Raw genomic sequence first — 18340 nt, 5'->3', positions numbered from 1 at the left:
TTATTTTTTGATGCGAAAACAAATAGCCCTTCTAATTTTTAGAAGGGCTATTTGATTCATGCTGCTTTTACAAAACAGACTGAGGTACTGATTTTTCCTTATTTAAATATGCTATTTAATGAGTTCTGTACTTTAAGCGCATCATCCTCTATTGTTTTTTGGATAGCGGCGTTATAAGATGGCGCAAACTCTGGGGTAATACAGATCAGATCTTCTCCATCTGCAATAGTAAGATTAAAGACATTGCTTCCGAATTTAAATGTGCTTTTAACTTTAGAGATCTCTTTTTCAATAGTTTTTACCAATTCGTAACTATTGCTAATCTGGTCAAATGCATCTTTTGCCGATTCGAAGATAATTTGCGTAGCTACATCCAAATCATTGATGATGACAGTCGCATTTTGTAGTTCAGTTTTGAACGCTCCTGTAGTACCATCATGTAAATGCTTCAAATCTGGCAAAAGGTCCTCACTGAAAATAATATCTTTTGGATCCTTAATAAGGATTGTTGCAGAATTTTTGCTACTGTCAAATACTTGTTCTAAAATGATGAAAGCATTGCCGTCTTTAAGGTTTGCTGTACTTTCTGAAGTATAATCAATTTTGATATCGCTGATCACATTTTTGATGATGTTTACAACGTGTTCCAGCACTGGATGTGGAGTGATATTGTTCATTATGATAAATTTTCTGCAAAGGTAAGGCTTGATGGCAGTCATTTACATACCGAAAAGAAAAAAAGAGTTAATTTTTACATAAAGTGCTGATTTGTATGTTTTTCTGTTTTGGGTCTATTTACAGTTTATCTATACCCTATTGTAGATAAACGAATTATTTTAAACAAAAAGCCGCCTCATCATTTATGATGAGACGGCTTCTGCAAGCTTAGATAAAATAATTTTACAAAGAATAGCGTAATGTAATTCCGTAAGTTCTTGGATCACCAAGTACACCAGCATATAAACCAGCGTTCCCCGCTGCAGCCTGTAATTGTTCGTAATAGTTTTTATTCGCAATATTTCTGGACCAAACAAACAGAGAGAATTTATCAGACTTAAACCCTAATCTCGCGTTCAACAAGGCATAACCTTCAACATTTAAGACACGCGAAGGTGTTGGATTTGAAGAATATTCCGAACGGTAACTCGCATCAGCAGCAATAAAATACCTGCCTAAAGTGCTAGCCAAGCTCCCTGGATTGCTGAACTCAGCACCACCAGAAACATTCCATTTGGATATACCTGGTAAACTGCCACCTGAAGCATCTTTAAACGCTACCTGTGTAGCCACACCATTAACGAGCTCCGTATGTCCGGTCTCTTCCAATGGCAGCGGTGCATTTTTGAATTTTACATATTCGCCATCAAGATAAGCCAGTGCTGCATTAACAGTTAAGAACCTTCCTAACTGATAACTTCCATCAATTTCCAGACCCTTTACATTCACTTTTTCTGCATTGGCAAGATAACCTCTGTTTACACCCAATTGTGGCGACTGTACATTGGTTTGGTAATCTTTAATATCAGTATTAAAAGCGCTAACGTTTAACAACGCACCTTTAAAAGGCTTGGTTTTAACGCCCAATTCATAGTGTTGTACATATTCTGGTTTTACTATTGCCACAGCCAGGTCTGGTTCTCCAGCAGGGGTAGTTGGTAAACCACCTACATTCACACCAACAGGTTTATAAGCGGTAGAAAAAGTTCCGTAAGCATTTAACTTAGTCGTAGGGCGATATGACAAGGTGATGTTACCAGAAAGGTTGTTGTTATCTACACTGGTATTGAATTTCTGATTGTTATAAACGGCGGTTTTAAGTGCTAGCAATGCCGCATCTGAGGTTTGCAGTCCGCCATAAGTTACCCTGTTATAATCAACATCCTTTTTATCATAAGTATACCTTAAACCAGGTAAAATATGGAAGTGATCTAGAAACTCCCAGTCCACCTGTGCGAATACAGCAGTACTTAATGATTTGATGGTTGAATTGGTTTGAATACCATAGCCATCTAATAAGCCTGGTGTTGAGTATAAGGCCTGGGCACCGGTATTACTGGTCTGCACAAATCTCCACTGATCTTTACCCACCTCTTCCGTTTGGTCTAATCCTTTCAAATTCTGACTAAGGGCAAATACACCAATTACACCACTTATTTTTTCTGCAATCTGACCAGCATATCTTAGCTCTTGAGAATATTGATCATGGCGGGAGTTTCCCTGAGATTTGGTAAGTGCCGATAATTCAGAGAAATCCCTGTCGTTTGTAGGATTCCAGTTCCAGAATCTCCAGGCAGTGGTTGAAGTAAGCGTTCCATTCCCAATTTTATAATCTAAATTAACAGATAGACCACCGATAGACTGATCATGTTTCCAGGGCGTATTGGTATTGATTTTTCTGGAAGAAGGTTCTATTACAGGTTGTTGATAGCCCAGGTCAGAAATGATTTTGGCATATTGACGGTAAGCACTTCTTTCGGTTGTAGTTACACCGGCAATTACCAATGGGTAACCTGCAGGGTGCTGTATGCTTACATCACCACTCAACAATACCTGTAATTTATCCGATGGCGTATAATATAACTGACCTTTAAAACCAAGGTTGTTTTGGCCACTATACCTGCGTTCTTCTTTAGTATTGAAAATAGTACCATCACGCTGGGTTCCAGAAATGGATAATCTTGCTGCAAGATCTTTTGCAACAGCACCTGAAACTGATGTTTTCGCCTGTATAAAATTATAGTTTCCAAAGCTCAATTCAACCTTTCCGCTTGGTATTTGAGTTGGTTTTGCTGTAGTGATGTTAAATGCACCTGCAGTAGTGTTCTTTCCAAACAAGGTTCCTTGTGGGCCGCGCAATATCTCTATCTGTTCAATATCCAGGAAATCTGTAGAAGTCGCGGCTGGACGAGCTTGGTAAACCCCATCTACATAAAAGCCTACTCCTGGATCAATACCGTCGTTCGTTAAACCAAATGTGGAACCTAGTCCCCTGATATTAAGGGTTGTGTTTCTGGCATTTGAAGCATACAACTGTACTGATGGAACCAGCTCTTTTAAACGATTAACGTTAAAAGCCCCTGCGTTCTCTGCAGCCTGGCCCCCGATAACCGTAATTGCGATAGGCACATCCTGAAGTACTTCAGATCGTCTTCTTGAGGTGACCACGATCTCATCCAGTAATTCACTTTCAATCAGGATTAACTCAAAGGGTGCTTCCTGAAGCTTTAAAATCTGGAAATCCTGAGATTTGTAGCCAACTGAACTGACCCGAAGATAAAAGGGGAGGTCCTGCTTTGAATCAATACTGAACCTGCCCTGATCATCTGCATTAGCAGAAATTTTAGTTCCTCTGATCAACACTGTTGCATGAGGTACCGGAGTTCCGTTGCTACTTTTTATAACACCCGTTATTGCACTTTGGGCAAAAACAGAATTTGCGATGAGTATAAATGAAAAGATAATAAGTAATTTTTTTTTCATGATTTTAATATGATATGGTTTGTTGGTGGTACGTCAGCAGACAGCTACTCTGCTGCGGGTTAATTTTGTTTATACTGGATGACGATGCCAAATAATATGGGCAAAGCAGAGCCATATGGATGATTTTCACATCCAGTAGAATTTTAAAAACTTGCTATGGGATTTATTGGCGCTTTATTTTTGCGCGATGATTTTTGAGCTGAATCAACAACAGCAACAACAACATGCTAAGAGGAATCGCATTCCTTCTTTAGGCGTTTGTCTTTTGATTTCTATAAAAGGTAAATCTGTTTTCATTTGGTTTTGGATTGTAAACTTGATTCGGTTATACAAATATAGAACTCTTTTTCATTATTTTTATAAAATCTATGGATTTTGTAGTCTTTATTTGAAATACCTCATAAAAAGCTTGTTATAGGCTTGTTTTAGGCTTGTCGGAACTTTTTCCAGACAAGTGGTTGGTATCTAATTTGATGTTGGAATAGAATTTATGTGCTTGAATTCTACGAGCCTTTCTCTGATTTTTTAAATAGTAGCAGACCATACCTTCAAATGGTTATGGTCTTAAAAAAGGGGTTCATCCTCTACATAGTTTGGTTAATGTAATTAATTCCCTCTGAGCGGAGGGCTGATATACATTTGTATCATAATACTTAACCATATGAGAAAAATAAATCTAATATCCAGTCTGTTTTTTCTTTCCGCTTTATCCGTAAATGCTCAGTCTATAACTATTAAAGGAAAAGTATATGCTAAAAATAAACAGCCGCTACCTTCAGTAAGCATTACGCTGAAAGGAACATCCGGCAAACAACGGTCCATCGTTTCAAAAACTCAAGGTGATTTTGAATTTGTAAACCTTGATAAGGAAACTGTTTACGCTTTAAGAATATCACATGTCGGGTATATAGCTATAGATACAATCATTACTACACCTATTGCGGACACTTCAAAAGTGCTGATGCTAAAGTCAATGTACCTGGAGGAACAAGCGCAGCAAATGGCAGAAGTAAACATCAAAAGCAAAGTTAAAGTCATAGAGCTAAGAGGGGATAAAGTGATTTTTAATGTGTCTAAAAGTCCGGTGGCAACAGGTAAAACTCTTTATGATGCCATCAAACAAATTCCCGGTGTATTTGAGCAAAATGGCTCACTTAGTTTTCAGGGCAACAAAATCTCGATTTATATCGATGGCAGACAAAATTACCTGAGCGGAGCTGAACTCAAATTGTACCTGCAAAGTCAGCCAGCCAGCAGCGTTGACCTCATAGAAGTATTGCCCCATCCATCTGCTAAGTACGATGCTCAGGGAGGAAGTGTAGTCAACATAAAATCAATGGTCAATAAGAACTACGGTACCAATGGAACAATTCTAATCGGAGGCGGACAAGGGAGATATTTTCAGAATAACCAGGGACTGGCACTGAATTACCGAAATAAAGCAGTCAATGTTTACGGAAGTTACAATCATCTCCACAGCAAGAAATATGCTGATAACTACTCAGATAGGGTACTAGGGCCAGCATTAAATATTATCAATGATGAGAAAAGAAAACTGACCAGTGAAGGTCATATGCTAAAAGCAGGGCTCGACTGGGACATTAATAAAAACAATACTGTGGGTGTGTTATTGAAAACCAATTTCACAGATCTCAATAAAAGCTGGAACAGTGCCACCAGGTTAAAATATGCTGGAGCAAGCTCAGATTCTACCTCATTAGTCAACACAAATGGAAATAATAGCTATGTAGTTCCTTCTGTAAATGTCTATTATAAATCTGTCCTGGACACTGCAAACCGGACGCTGACCTTTAACTTCGATTATTTTAAGTACGATAAGTCCTCTGGAAATGAATACATCACCGACTTTTACGATACCCAGGGCATAGCCTACAATCAAACTAAATTCAGGGACAATTCACCTACAATCAATAATGTGTATGCAGCCGCATTGGATTTTTCCAACCCATTAAAGAATGGAAGTTTTGAGGCCGGTATAAAATCATACATCACAAAAACAGACAACAATACGGTTTGGGAAACGATAAACAACAACTCCTGGAATTATGATCCATCCAGAAGTAACCACTTCATCTACAAAGAATTTATAAACGCGGTATATGCCAATTATATGGCAACCTTCAAGAAAATCAATCTAACGGCTGGTTTAAGGTATGAACTGACACATACAGAAGGTAATCTAGCTACACAAGGCATCACCAATAAACGTAACTATTCTAATTTGTTTCCAAGCATCAGCCTGGGATACAACGCAAGTGCAAAGCATGTTTTTGGAATTAGCTATCGGAAAAGTATTCAACGATTTGGTCTGGATGTAGTCAACCCCTTCATTTTCTATAAAAACCCATACGAATATTACCAGGGAAACCCAAATATTAAACCCGAGATCAGCCACAGCCTAAGCCTGTCTTATACTTACAATAGATTCATGTCCTTTAACCTTAATTATATCAAAGCAGATGATGCACTGGCTCCTGTATACTTTAAAGGGAATAACAATATCCTGATCTCTTCCCAGGATAACCTAAGCAACAGCAAGACCTTCTATTTCTCTAACAGCGTTTACACATCGCCGAAGGAATTCTGGGACATATCCCTTTCAAATATGGTCGGTTTCATCCAGTTTAATCAATACGTTGATGGTGCAAATCTACTGAATAACAGCAATTGGATTTACCAGGGGAATCTGTCAAATAGCTTTAACATGGGGAAAGGCTTTAGTTCAGAACTCACAGTGATGTACCTATCTCCATTTTCTCAGGGGATTTATGAAACGAAGAATTTGTTTCAAATGGATCTGGGGCTTAGTAAATCACTATTCGACAATAAAGCAAATATCAGGTGCTCGGTCAGCGATATCTTCAATACTTTCTCAACAAGATATAATGTGAATTATCAAGGTGTAAATGCCTATTACCGTCAGAAAGACGAGTCAAGATTTTTCAATCTTTCCTTATCCTACAAGTTTGGGAATAGCAATGTTAAAAGAAGCAAAACCAGAAACATCAATTCTGATGAAATCAGAAATAGAATGAATTAATCAGGTAAATCTGAAGCAATAGAAAACTAAAAAACATAACGAATCTTAAAAACAACAAAACATGAAAAAAGACCTAAATGCTCAAGACAAATTAACGCTATTCAAAAAGAAAATTGCGAACCTGTCTGAAAACGAAATGAACAATGTACTAGGAGGTAGAGAAGCCTATGGAACAATTGGTGGTGCAACCAAAAGCACGGTAAACCAATTTACATGTACTGCCTGTACACACACCAGTAACCAGACTGATGCCGGTTGTCCAGCAGTAGAGAACTAAACAACTATCAAAAAATTAACGAACCTTAAAAAAAACAAAACATGAAAAAAGACCTAAATGCTCAGGACAAATTAGCGCTATTCAAAAAGAAAATTGCGAACCTGTCTGAAAACGAAATGAACAATGTACTAGGAGGTAGAGAAGCCTATGGAACAATTGGTGGTGCAACCAAAAGCACGGTAAACCAATTTACCTGTACTGCATGTACACACACCAGTAACCAGACTGATGCCGGTTGTCCAGCAGTAGAGAACTAAACAACTATCAAAAAAAAAACGAACCTTAAAAAAAACAAAACATGAAAAAAGACCTAAATGCTCAAGACAAATTAACGCTATTCAAAAAGAAAATTGCCAACCTGTCTGAAAACGAAATGAACAATGTACTAGGTGGAAACCAAGCCTATGGAACGATCGGTGGCGAAACTAAAAGCACGGTTCACAACTTCACTTGTACTGCTTGTACACACACCAGTAATCAGTCTGATGCCGGTAAATGTGCTGAAATAGCTAACTAAAAAATAACCAACCTTAAAAATAATCAACCTTAAAAAAAACAAAACATGAAAAAAGATCAAAATACCCAGGACAAATTAACGCTATTCAAAAAGAAAATTGCCAACCTGTCTGAAAACGAAATGAACAATGTATTAGGCGGGAACCAAGTTTATGGAACAATCGGTGGTGCAACTAAAAGTACGGTAAACCACTTTACCTGTACGGCCTGTACACATACGAGTAACCAGACCGACGCCGGCTGCCCAGTAATAGAAATCGGACTTTAATAATTAACGAATCTTAAAAACAACAAAACATGAAAAAAGATCAAAATGCTCAGGATAAATTAACGCTATTCAAAAAGAAAATTGCGAACCTGTCTGACAACGAAATGAACAATGTACTAGGTGGAAACAAAGCCTATGGTACGATCGGTGGCGAAACTAAAAGCACGGTTCACAACTTCACTTGTACTGCTTGTACACACACCAGTAATCAGTCTGACGCCGGTAAATGTGTTGGAGTAGAAAATTAACTCGTAAAAGCATTCAAATTAAACTCATTAATCAAACAATTTAAAAAATATAAAAATGGAAAATCAAGACAAAAAAACTGCAGCTAAATTATCTCTTAGGAAAGACAAAATCGCTAACCTTTCAGCAAAACAAATGGAAAGCATTTACGCAGGAGTTGAGGCAGAATCAAAAGAAAAAGGTAGCACAAAACATGATTTTACCTGCACCTGGTGTGCAAACACTGTTCCTTGTGCCGTAACAATTATCCTATAAAAAAATGTGTTTAAATCCTCAGAAGGCTGTTTTTTTACAAAAAGAACAGCCTTCTTTTTAAAATGAAAGTCATGAACTATAAAAAAGAAGTCAAAGAAAAACTGTTCAGCCTGGAAGAAGGTATTTCTGAAGCCGTAAGTGGGAATCATTCTATGTCATTGATGCAGGGATTAGCGGGACTTCCCATTCTATATGCAGAGCTTTATAAGCATACAAAATCCAGGTCTTACCTGAAAAAATTGGATGTAGTCATCGATAAACTGATTGACATCATAGAAAATACCTCAGCATCGGTCAGTTTTTGTGAAGGCATTACAGGAGTTGCTTTTATGCTGAATTACCTCCAGACAGAAATGAAATATAAACAGTCAATGGTTAAGGAACTCAACAGGATCCTGGACCGCCTAATGATTCATTTTTATCAACATGCTGAGAATTATAATATGGATTTTATGCATGGAAATGCAGGGATCTTAGCCTACTGGTTAAATAAGAAAACTAAAATATTTAAAAAAGACACCCAGCTCCTGATGCCAAAATATGTTAAAGAGCTGAAAACTTATCTCGATGGACTAAAAGATCCGGAGAATGATAAAAAGATCGTCAATTGCGGAATGGCTCATGGTTTAATTTCCAATATGATGATCCTGGCCAAGTATTCGGAAAGATTCAATGACCACCAATACTATTATTTACTTCAGGAAATTGTTGACCTGGTGCTGCTCACCAGAAGTCGGACTACCGGTGCTATCAACGCGGACTTTCCAGCAATTATTGAACTTGGAAATATTAATCCTGACAATCAGTACAGAGTTCCATTAGGATGGTGTTATGGGGATACCGTGGTTTCCATCGGACTAGCTAAAGCTGGACAAGCGCTTGGTAATACCAGAATTAGAAATCTTGGTCATGAGGTGGCAGTAAGGACAATGGAACGAAAAACCAATGCCCATGCTATGATTCTTGATGCCTCATTCTGTCATGGCAGCTCCAGTATTGCACACGTTTATAACCGCTGGAGATGGGAAACGAATGACAACAGTTTTGATGAAGCTTATACCGACTGGATCCTAAAAACTGTAGAACTATGCCAGTATACGGACGGTATTGGCGGATATAAGAAATTTGAGGGCGATCACTTCACACCAGAGATGGGATTACTGGATGGAGCAACAGGGGCAGCACTTGTATTGAGCGACTATGTTTACGGGCAAAAATCGAGCTGGGACGCCGCTTTTCTATTATCATAACACCGGCATTAATTCAAATATGCAGGTTCACACCTTTAAAATTTGGGTTAATGTAATTTCTTTCCTTAAGGTGATGATCCAGGGTACTTTAGTATAAATAATTAAATCACTTAGTATGAACACAAACTTCGCATTTAACGACAAACTAATCGTACGTACACCTAGACTTAGTCAAAAGGACACAGAAATCAGTCTTACACAATTGCTTCAGGACGATAGTTTCTTAGAATCTGTTTACATCGCTTCACCAAACCTGTACAATGAATGTCTGAAATTAAAGCAGGGAGATGTACTAAGTAAAAAAGAACAGGAAAAAGTGGAAAATTCTCTAATGAAATACCACTACAGAATGGCTACCCGGTCGACCCCCTTTGGTTTGTTTTCTGGTTGCCATGTAACCCGCTGGACAAATGAAGAAAATGGCATCACCATCAGCAAAAAAGACATTAAAAGACATACCAGAATCGACATGCATTACTTGTGTGCCCTGTCGCAAAAATTGTCGCTGAAAGAAGGTGTCATTGAAAATATTAAATTCTTTTCCAATAACAGTGTCTACGTTACTGGAAATGAACTAAGATATGTAGAATATACTTATCAAAAAGAAAGCAGAAGTTATCAAATCTGTGCAGTTCAAGGAAATGAATACCTGGATATCATCCTTAAAGAAGCTAAAACAGGAAAGCAACTAGATGAACTGGTTCAGTTAATCTGCAGTACAGATCCTGAAGTTGCTCCAAATGATGTGCTTGGCTTTTTGATGGAATTGGTTCATTCCCAGATTCTAATCAGTGAACTGGAGCCTTGTACAACAGCGGAAGATTTTCTGGATAAAATCATTAGCGTATTACAGAACATCAAGAGCGTTGATGATGAATTAACAGCGCTAGTCATCATTTTAAATGACATCAGAGATACCCTAAGAAAAATTGACAACAACGAATACCAAACCGTAGAAGGTTATAAATATATCACCAGCCTGGTGGAACGCATTGGATTCCCATTTGATGAGTCTAAACTTTTTCATACAGACATTTATAAAAAAGAACTGGCTGGGGGAGTGTCAGAAAAAATCAAGCAAAAACTAACGGAGGCTGCTGAATTAATGAATAAAATCACACCATACGTTGAAAATCCAAACCTTAAGAACTTTAAAGAAAACTTCTATAATAGATACGAAGCTGCAGAAATGCCATTGTTGAAAGTTTTGGATACAGAAAGTGGCATCGGATACCTCAATAGCCATAGCAATAAAGACATTACTCCTTTAATTGATGACATTGCTTTACCACAGAAACCTCAGCCAAATGCTTCCATTAACTGGAATCAACTGGAGCAGTTATTACACAAAAAAACAATTGGCTGTACCGGTAATAAGATCGAAATCTTTGATGAAGACCTGAAAGATTTTGAAGGAAACTGGACCAACCTGCCTCCTTCTTTTCCAATGATGTTCAGGATTCTTTCTGAAGATGAACTGTTCATTGAAAGCTGCGGTGGCTCAAGCGCGGTCAATCTATTGGGCAGATTTGCACATGGTGATGCTGAGATTAATCAGATTTCTCAGGAAATTGCAGATAAAGAGCAGGAAATCAATGACAATATCCTCTTTGCTGAAGTGGTACACTTACCAGAAAGCAGGGTAAGTAATATCTTATTACACCCAGCTTTCCGTAAATATGAAATCCCTTATTTGTCAAATGCGACAGGCAATGACGTACATACCATAGATGTTAGCGATTTATATGTTTCCATAAAAAACAATAAGATCGTTTTACGCTCTAAAAAACTCAATAAAATCATAATTCCCCGTTTAAGTAACGCTCACAATTACAGCCATAATGCCTTGCCAGTATATCAATTCCTTTGTGATTTACAGAATCAAGGAAAACGCGGTGGCCTGTTCTTCCACTGGGGAGGACTAGGTAAAATCCACCAGAAGTTTCCAAGAGTAACTTATAAAAGTACCATACTCTCGCTGGCACAATGGAACATCAGACAATCAGACGTCCTACAAATTATCAATGCTGATCAGGCAAGTAGAGCTGAGCATGTTCAGGCTTTCAAAGAAAAATGGGAGCTGCCAAGATATATGGTGCTTGCAGAAGGAGATAATGAACTGTTCATCGATTTTGAATCTGAGAAACTGGTTAATGTATGGATTGAATACGTCAAAAAAAGAAATGGTACCGTACTAAAAGAATTTATTCCTTCTACACATGGAGTAGCTGAAGAAGGAAGCCAGGAGAAATTCAGTAACCAGGTTATTGCCCTGCTACAAAGTACTAAACCTTCTTATGAAAGATTGACGATTAAAGAAAATAACGATGCCAGTATCAAAAGAAGATTCTCCCTGGGTTCAGAATGGCTGTATTTCAAAATGTATTGCGGAGTAAGGTCTGCAGATAAAATATTATCAGAGGTGATCCAGCCTATTTGTGAAGAATTGGAAGATGCGGGTATGATAGAGAAGTGGTTCTTTATCAGGTATAATGATCCGGATTTTCATTTACGTGTACGCTTTCAACTGAAGGATCTGTCGCAGTTGGGCCAGGTGATCCAGATTTTTAACAAGTTCTCGGATCCTTTCATTGAAAATGGACTCATCTGGAAAATGCAAAATGATACCTACGACAGAGAAATTGAACGCTATGGTAGTCAGACGATGGAACAGGTAGAAACCATATTTTCTCAGGATAGTGCTGCCGTCTTAAAAATGATCAGCCAAATGCAGCAGACAGAAAATGAGAACTTCCGATGGATGTGGGCAATAAAATCAATAGATGAGTTGTTTAAGGCATTCAACGTTTCATTAGATCATAAATTCGAAATCATCGACTCCCTTAGGGCTTCCTTTGCACAAGAGTTTAATGCAAATAAACTGCTGAAATCCCAACTAGATACCAAATACAGACAACATCGGGATCAGATGGACAAATGGTTAGAAAATGAAGGCCTTTTAGCTGTAGACCTTAACGAGTTGCAAGCCATCAGAATCCTTTTTGAAAGAACCATTGTCATGAGACCAGTGGCCCATAACCTTAGCCAGATCAGTAGCATGGAAAATGCGGAAGTAAGTTTGGAAAACTTGCTGAGTAGCCTGATTCACATGATCGTTAACAGGGTCATTACCTCACAACCAAGGTTGCATGAAATGATCATCTACGATTTCATCAGCAGACTATACAAATCAAAAATCGCCAGGAAGAAAATCTCTAACTCAAATCAAGATGTTCAAAAAATTCCCTCACTATAGACAATATGATGAGATGGACTGTGGTCCTACCTGCATCAAAATTATCAGTAAGTATTATAAGAAAGATCTTTCTCTGGACCATATTCGTGAATTATCACGTACCACCAGACAAGGCAGTAGCCTACTGGGACTTAGTGAAGCCGCCGAAAAAGTAGGATTCATCAGTTGTGGACAGAAAATGCCCTATGAAGATCTTTTGGAAAGCAGTAGTCTGCCTGTGGTGGCCTACTGGAATCAGAAACATTTTGTAGTCGTTTACAAAGTTAAAAAGGATATGGTCTATGTTTCAGATCCTGCCCATGGCTTATTGAAATATTCAAAAGAAGAGTTCCTAAAAGGCTGGGCAGATGATCAGGGATCAGGGATTATACTCTGTCTATTGCCAGGTGAAGAGTTTTTTAAGCTCAAGAGTACTGGTGGCAAGGGCGTTCGTACTGATTTTGGGATCATTTATAAATACCTTTTCAGGTATAAAAAGCTGCTGATACAATTGCTGATTGGCTTATTTGTAGGGAGTTTACTCCAGTTACTCGTCCCCTTTATTACCCAATATATGGTGGATTATGGGATAAAAAACAAAGACATCAACTTTATATACCTCATGCTGCTTTCACAGCTGCTGCTCTTTGCAGGAAGAATGAGTGTGGAGATTTTGAGAAGTTATATCCTGGTACACCTGAGCAGCAGGGTAAACATTAATCTCCTGTCTGATTTCTTCATTAAGCTGATGAAACTACCTCTCAGCTTTTTTGATACCAAAATGGTGGGGGATATCATGCAAAGGATTCAGGACCATTCCAGAATAGAATCCTTCCTGACCTCAGGAACAATCAATATCCTTTTCTCTACCATTAACCTGGTTATATTCAGTGCGATATTGTGCTTCTACAGTCCGGCTATATTCACCGTGTTTTTAATTGGAAGTGTGATTTACTTCATCTGGATCTTCCTCTTTATGAAAAAGAATGCAGAGCTGGATTATAAAAGATTCGACCAGCTTTCCATCAATCATGAGAAAAATCTGGAATTGATTTATGGCATGCAGGAGATTAAACTTCACAATGCTGAAACTAAGAAACGCTGGCAATGGGAGGAGTTACAGGCAAAATTGTTTAAGCTTAACCTCAAAAATCTATCCCTCAAGCAAGCGCAGACAGGTGGAGCTTCGCTGATCAATGAGTTGAAGAATATCCTGATCACCTTTCTGGCAGCCAAGCTGGTGATTGATGGCAATGTAACTATTGGTATGATGCTTTCCATTTCTTACATCACGGGACAGCTAAATTCACCAATTACCCAGCTGGTAGAATTTATACAGTTGTTCCAGAATGCCCGTCTTAGCATGGCAAGGATCAACGAAATCCATAATCGGGAAGATGAAGAGATCGAAGCCCCTATAGCAGAAAACCGCAGCGGTAGCATCGAGATCAGTAACCTTTATTTTAAATACCCGGAAGTGCCCAATGGCAGCTATACGCTGAAAGACATTAACCTGAGTATTCCGGAAAACAAAATCACAGCCATTGTAGGCTCCAGTGGTAGCGGAAAAACAACGCTTTTAAAAGTACTGCTCAGGTTTTATAAGATTGAACGAGGTGACATCAGTATTGCCGATCAAAGTATCTATGACATTTCGCACCATAACTGGCGGAATAAATGCGGAGTGGTGATGCAGGAGGGCTATATCTTTAATGATACCATCGCAAGGAACATCGCAGTTGGAGATGATGAGGTCGATATGGATAAACTGGAGAATGCAGTCACCATTGCCAATATGGGGCAATTCGTGAACGACCTCCCTCTGGGCATGAATACAAAAATAGGACAAACGGGTGTCGGACTAAGTACCGGTCAGAAGCAACGTATTTTAATTGCAAGGGCAGTATACAAAGATCCGGACTTCATCATCTTTGATGAGGCCACCAGTGCCCTGGATGCCACCAATGAGAAGATCATTGTTGAGAACTTAAACCGGTTTTTTAAAGGGAAAACGGTCATCATTATTGCACACAGACTGAGTACAGTAAGAAACGCCGACAAAATCATTGTACTGGAGCAAGGTCAGGTAATTGAACAAGGTTGCCACAATGAACTGGTTACTGCAAGGAACTACTATTATAATTTAGTAAAGAATCAATTAGAAATCGCTAGTTAAAAAGATCATGAATAGAAAAACATTGAAAGAGGAGCATTTAAGCCATCAGGTTAAAGACATACTCGAAGTCCCTCCGGGCTGGATTATCCGAAACGGAGGCTTCCTAATTCTGGCATTTATTGCTGTGGTTTATTTCCTGCTAAATGCAATAAATATCCCACAACGATTCAATAGTGCTGTCCGGTTTGAGCAACAGCCAGGAACTGCAATTTCAGAAGATGTCCTGGTGGGGAAAGTAGTAGTCCCCATTTATCTGCTAAAGTCTATTGAAGGCGGACAGATCATTCATATGGTTAAACAGAACAAAACCAGGGAAAAGTATGATGTAAGCATTGCCAAAATCACCAAATACAAGGATTCTGCCATACTACAGCTGAATATTAGTCAGCTTGCTAACAGAAAACAGTTTCATTTGATTCCCTCTGGAAAAACGACTGATTTTAATATGGAGTTTGGCAAAATAAGTATGATGGCTGAAATCCTGGGCGCTGGCCGTAAAAATTAAAGAAAAGGAGATCATTTCTCCTTTCCTTTCAAAATAATAGATTGCCCTTTAATAATGATATTCAATCGTTGAAGCGTACTGAAATCTTCCAATGGATTGGCATCCAATACCAGTACATCTGAATTTTTCCCCTGATTAAGGCTACCACTCTGAGCAGTCATATTCATCATTTTTGCAGGTATTATAGTAGCCGATTGAAGGGCTTCCAGCGGACTGAATCCAAGAGAAACGTAATTTTCCAGCTCCTGAATCAGGCTTCCCTCATTGTCTGTACCAGCAACAACAGGAATTCCATAATCATGCATTTGTTTCAAAATCAATTTATAATGCTTGATTTTCGGATCCCCGGTTAAGGCATATACATTTAGGGTAGGATCCAGGTATATATTTTTCTCTTTAATCTGATCCAGTAAAACCTTGTTAGCGCTGATGAAATCACCTTTTCCCCATTTAAGACTATTCATGAAATAATGAATGTGACTGATGCTTTTGATGCCATTATCAACGAGAGTACCCACCAAATATCCCACAGGAAGATGACCAACTACGTCCATATGGTAAAGATTTGCTTCCGCTACAATAGCAGATAAGACATTTTTCTTTACATAAGAATATACTTTAATCTGCTCAAATCCCGCATCATGATATCTTTTTACCTGTTCTTTAGCTGTTTTAACATCCGATGCAGTAACAATGCCCAGACTAAAGTCAGACTTACCATCTATGATGCCAGCTCTTATTAACCTTGGTGCCAAAAAAGAAGGCTCAGCTTCGGATTTCTTTATAAGTGAAACAAAGTCGAATTCATTTCCCATATCCCTCATCGTAGTTACTCCAGTCAGGAGTTCTTTTTTCAAGTAATCCGGGTGAAATAGATGAACATGCATATTCCATAACCCAGGAATCAGGAATTTATTACCCACGTCAATCACATGTGCCCCCTCAGGAATGAGCTTCTGATCGGTTTTTCCAATGTATTCAATCTTTCCATTTTTAATCTGGAGCATCCTGTCGTATAATATTTTCCCGCCATCAGCGAGGTCAACAATATTTCCTCCGGTCAACACAATGTTTTCATAAGACAAGCCGACACCTTTATTTGCTTTGATATAAGTCTCAATCAGATATTTATTCGATTTAAGGTTGAAATCATTAAAAAAAGAAAGGTATTTGTTGTCTATAATTTCTCTTTTATCAGCTTCAGTATCACAAGTGCCCAGATAAACCGCATGCCCATCCGCATCGATCCAGAGGATTTCATTTTGCTGGTTTTTGAGTTCTATCACCCTTAATTTTCCCTGTGTTAAAGGATCAATTTGTTCAGCAATTTCCCTGATGTGGGTAGCTTTACCATCCCAGGCAGACCTAATGGATTCTGGCCGACCATTTTTCATCCAGAAGGAGAGGAGCTGCTCCTTCATCCGAATAGAACCGTTTTCACTGATCGGGAAGTTAAGCCCTGTGCTGAAGGTCGTGTCTGCGTTTTCTTTTTTAAATCTGGAAGTATGCCCTATAGAGCGATAGCTGGTTTTCTCGCTGTTACTTGTAAACTGACAATTTAAAGCCATATCTGCTCCACGATCATTGGTAATGATCGTGATTTGATCAGAGATCTGACCATTAGCCGGACTACTGACCACTGCTTCTGTCCCAATCTTGCGTTCCATCTTATAGATAGAATAATTGCTGTTGCCCTGACTGAAGCTGTATTTAGGAAGCATCAATCCCCCAAGGAAAGACACATAAATGATCGCGAGTTTTCTGTTCATGGTAAATGATTTTAACCCGCTCCCTTCTTATTTTTAAAATAAGAATGAAGCAGGTCTTGAATACTAAATCTTTGGAGCGTAAATTCTGAATTGTACCCGAGATTATTGCCCTTTTTATGGTAAAAGAACAGCGTCACCCCAGGAAAGTTGTTTTTTGGAGATGGAGGAAAGTAAGGTAAGTCCAACCCCAGAAAGGCCATCAAGGATACTGTGTTCCTCCCCGGCAAAGGTTTTATTGTTTAAATCTTCCGCAAGTAATTTAACCGTTTTTTTGATCCAGTATTGATGTGCAGTAGCAAAGATTGGATTTCCAGATTCTTTATGGAGCGACTGGTAAAAATGTGCAACACCGGCAGCACCATGACAGAAATAAGAATCTTTAACCAGCGTGCTTTTATAGCTTTTTCTCTTTACAGTAGTATTGGATAGTGCCTCTAAAGAAAAGGTGTTGACATTCGGCAGTTCCTTGGTTTTATTCATCCGGGTAAACAAGAGTACCTGCCCAAGGTCTCCATAACACCAGGCCAATCTGTTGTTATATTTTCTGCTGCCTTCATTAAAGTTGACAACGGAAGGGAAACCTGAAAAGCTCTCAGGATCTTCAGTTCTCTTTTGATAACTTTGCTCAATCATCGCACTACATCTGGTGATGGTGTCCAGAATCAGCGATTTACTGGCTGAGTTCTCAGTGCTGTTGAGCAAGACAATCAGGAAGCCGCTGAGTCCATGTGCTAAGCTCATATTGATCTGCTCTTTTACCTGGTTTGAAGGTAAAGACAGGTTGGCAATACAAGCGAAATCGGGGTAGTCCAGTAGCTGATGGTGGATGATTTTTATCAGCTCATCCAGGTAATTCTGAATGCGATCAGAGCGATCTCTACTCGAAAAGTAATGTATAATTCCAAATGCACCATGTAGGAAATCCGTGCAGTGGTTTTTTAAAAGCTCAGTGGCAGAATGAAACAACTGCTCATCAAGGCCCTCAAATTCTTCTTCAATATCAATGTTCACTGCACCAATTTTATGGAGGTGCGACATGGCATAAGCAAAGCCGGCAAGACCATTACAATAGGAAAAAGGATGGATATTTAGCTCATCATTATTGAGCTTCTCAATGTAGGCTGCCAGCATTTCCTGCGCTTTCTCCTGGATTTTATCATCCTCAAGCACCATGCTGTAATAGAAAAAATAATAAATGGTTCCCAGCCCTCCACCCAAAAAACCATCGTTTTTGGCGGGAGTATCTATAAGAATCTGATTGATCTGTTGTAATTGCTCAACAATTGCCTTGCTTTGCCCCAT

15 protein-coding genes are annotated in these 18340 nt (G+C 38.7%); 11 read left to right on the top strand and 4 right to left on the bottom strand.

Annotated features, from left to right (window positions below):
• Positions 1-98: 98 nt before the first annotated feature.
• Positions 99-677: a hypothetical protein gene (locus R2S10_RS07340; protein ID WP_316839796.1), complete on the bottom strand. Its 579-nt coding sequence runs from the start codon at positions 675-677 to the stop codon at positions 99-101.
• A gap of 223 nt (positions 678-900) precedes the next feature.
• Positions 901-3480: a TonB-dependent receptor gene (locus R2S10_RS07335; RefSeq protein ID WP_316839795.1), complete on the bottom strand. Its 2580-nt coding sequence runs from the start codon at positions 3478-3480 to the stop codon at positions 901-903.
• Between the two features lie 661 nt (positions 3481-4141).
• On the opposite strand from R2S10_RS07335, the gene R2S10_RS07330 reads away from it, so the two are divergent.
• The 11 genes from R2S10_RS07330 (at position 4142) to R2S10_RS07280 (ending at position 15269) form a co-directional block, all read left to right on the top strand.
• Positions 4142-6541 (top strand): outer membrane beta-barrel family protein, encoded by a 2400-nt coding sequence (locus tag R2S10_RS07330; protein WP_316839794.1) that lies wholly within the window; start codon positions 4142-4144, stop codon positions 6539-6541.
• A 61-nt stretch (positions 6542-6602) separates the two neighbouring features.
• On the top strand, positions 6603-6818 hold the full coding sequence (locus tag R2S10_RS07325; protein WP_316839793.1) for a class I lanthipeptide: 216 nt from the start codon (positions 6603-6605) through the stop codon (positions 6816-6818).
• A gap of 41 nt (positions 6819-6859) precedes the next feature.
• Complete coding sequence (locus tag R2S10_RS07320) at positions 6860-7075, top strand: class I lanthipeptide (protein ID WP_316839792.1); 216 nt, start codon at positions 6860-6862, stop codon at positions 7073-7075.
• A 41-nt stretch (positions 7076-7116) separates the two neighbouring features.
• Positions 7117-7335 carry a class I lanthipeptide gene (locus R2S10_RS07315; RefSeq protein WP_316839791.1) on the top strand — a complete coding sequence of 73 codons (219 nt, stop codon included), beginning with the start codon at positions 7117-7119 and terminating at the stop codon, positions 7333-7335.
• A gap of 45 nt (positions 7336-7380) precedes the next feature.
• Positions 7381-7602: a class I lanthipeptide gene (locus tag R2S10_RS07310; RefSeq protein WP_316839790.1), complete on the top strand. Its 222-nt coding sequence runs from the start codon at positions 7381-7383 to the stop codon at positions 7600-7602.
• A 29-nt stretch (positions 7603-7631) separates the two neighbouring features.
• Positions 7632-7850 carry a class I lanthipeptide gene (locus R2S10_RS07305; RefSeq protein ID WP_316839789.1) on the top strand — a complete coding sequence of 73 codons (219 nt, stop codon included), beginning with the start codon at positions 7632-7634 and terminating at the stop codon, positions 7848-7850.
• Positions 7851-7905: 55 nt separating this feature from the next.
• Positions 7906-8103: a class I lanthipeptide gene (locus tag R2S10_RS07300; RefSeq protein ID WP_316839788.1), complete on the top strand. Its 198-nt coding sequence runs from the start codon at positions 7906-7908 to the stop codon at positions 8101-8103.
• 71 nt (positions 8104-8174) lie between these two features.
• On the top strand, positions 8175-9353 hold the full coding sequence (locus tag R2S10_RS07295; protein ID WP_316839787.1) for a lanthionine synthetase C family protein: 1179 nt from the start codon (positions 8175-8177) through the stop codon (positions 9351-9353).
• 115 nt (positions 9354-9468) lie between these two features.
• Complete coding sequence (locus tag R2S10_RS07290; protein WP_316839786.1) at positions 9469-12609, top strand: lantibiotic dehydratase; 3141 nt, start codon at positions 9469-9471, stop codon at positions 12607-12609.
• On the top strand, positions 12584-14764 hold the full coding sequence (locus R2S10_RS07285; RefSeq protein ID WP_316839785.1) for a peptidase domain-containing ABC transporter: 2181 nt from the start codon (positions 12584-12586) through the stop codon (positions 14762-14764). The genes R2S10_RS07290 and R2S10_RS07285 overlap by 26 nt, the downstream gene beginning before the upstream one ends.
• A 7-nt stretch (positions 14765-14771) precedes the next feature.
• On the top strand, positions 14772-15269 hold the full coding sequence (locus R2S10_RS07280) for a hypothetical protein (protein ID WP_316839784.1): 498 nt from the start codon (positions 14772-14774) through the stop codon (positions 15267-15269).
• Positions 15270-15280: 11 nt separating this feature from the next.
• On the opposite strand, the gene R2S10_RS07275 is transcribed toward R2S10_RS07280, so the two are convergent.
• Positions 15281-17038, bottom strand: a complete 1758-nt coding sequence (locus tag R2S10_RS07275) for an amidohydrolase family protein (RefSeq protein WP_316839783.1) — start codon at positions 17036-17038, stop codon at positions 15281-15283.
• Between the two features lie 114 nt (positions 17039-17152).
• Positions 17153-18340 carry a lanthionine synthetase LanC family protein gene (locus tag R2S10_RS07270; protein WP_316839782.1) on the bottom strand — a complete coding sequence of 396 codons (1188 nt, stop codon included), beginning with the start codon at positions 18338-18340 and terminating at the stop codon, positions 17153-17155.

This window comes from Pedobacter gandavensis (assembly GCF_032678745.1).
In the GTDB taxonomy this organism is placed as follows: Bacteria; Bacteroidota; Bacteroidia; order Sphingobacteriales; family Sphingobacteriaceae; genus Pedobacter; species Pedobacter gandavensis_C.
This window is presented reverse-complemented; position numbering and strand designations above follow the sequence as displayed.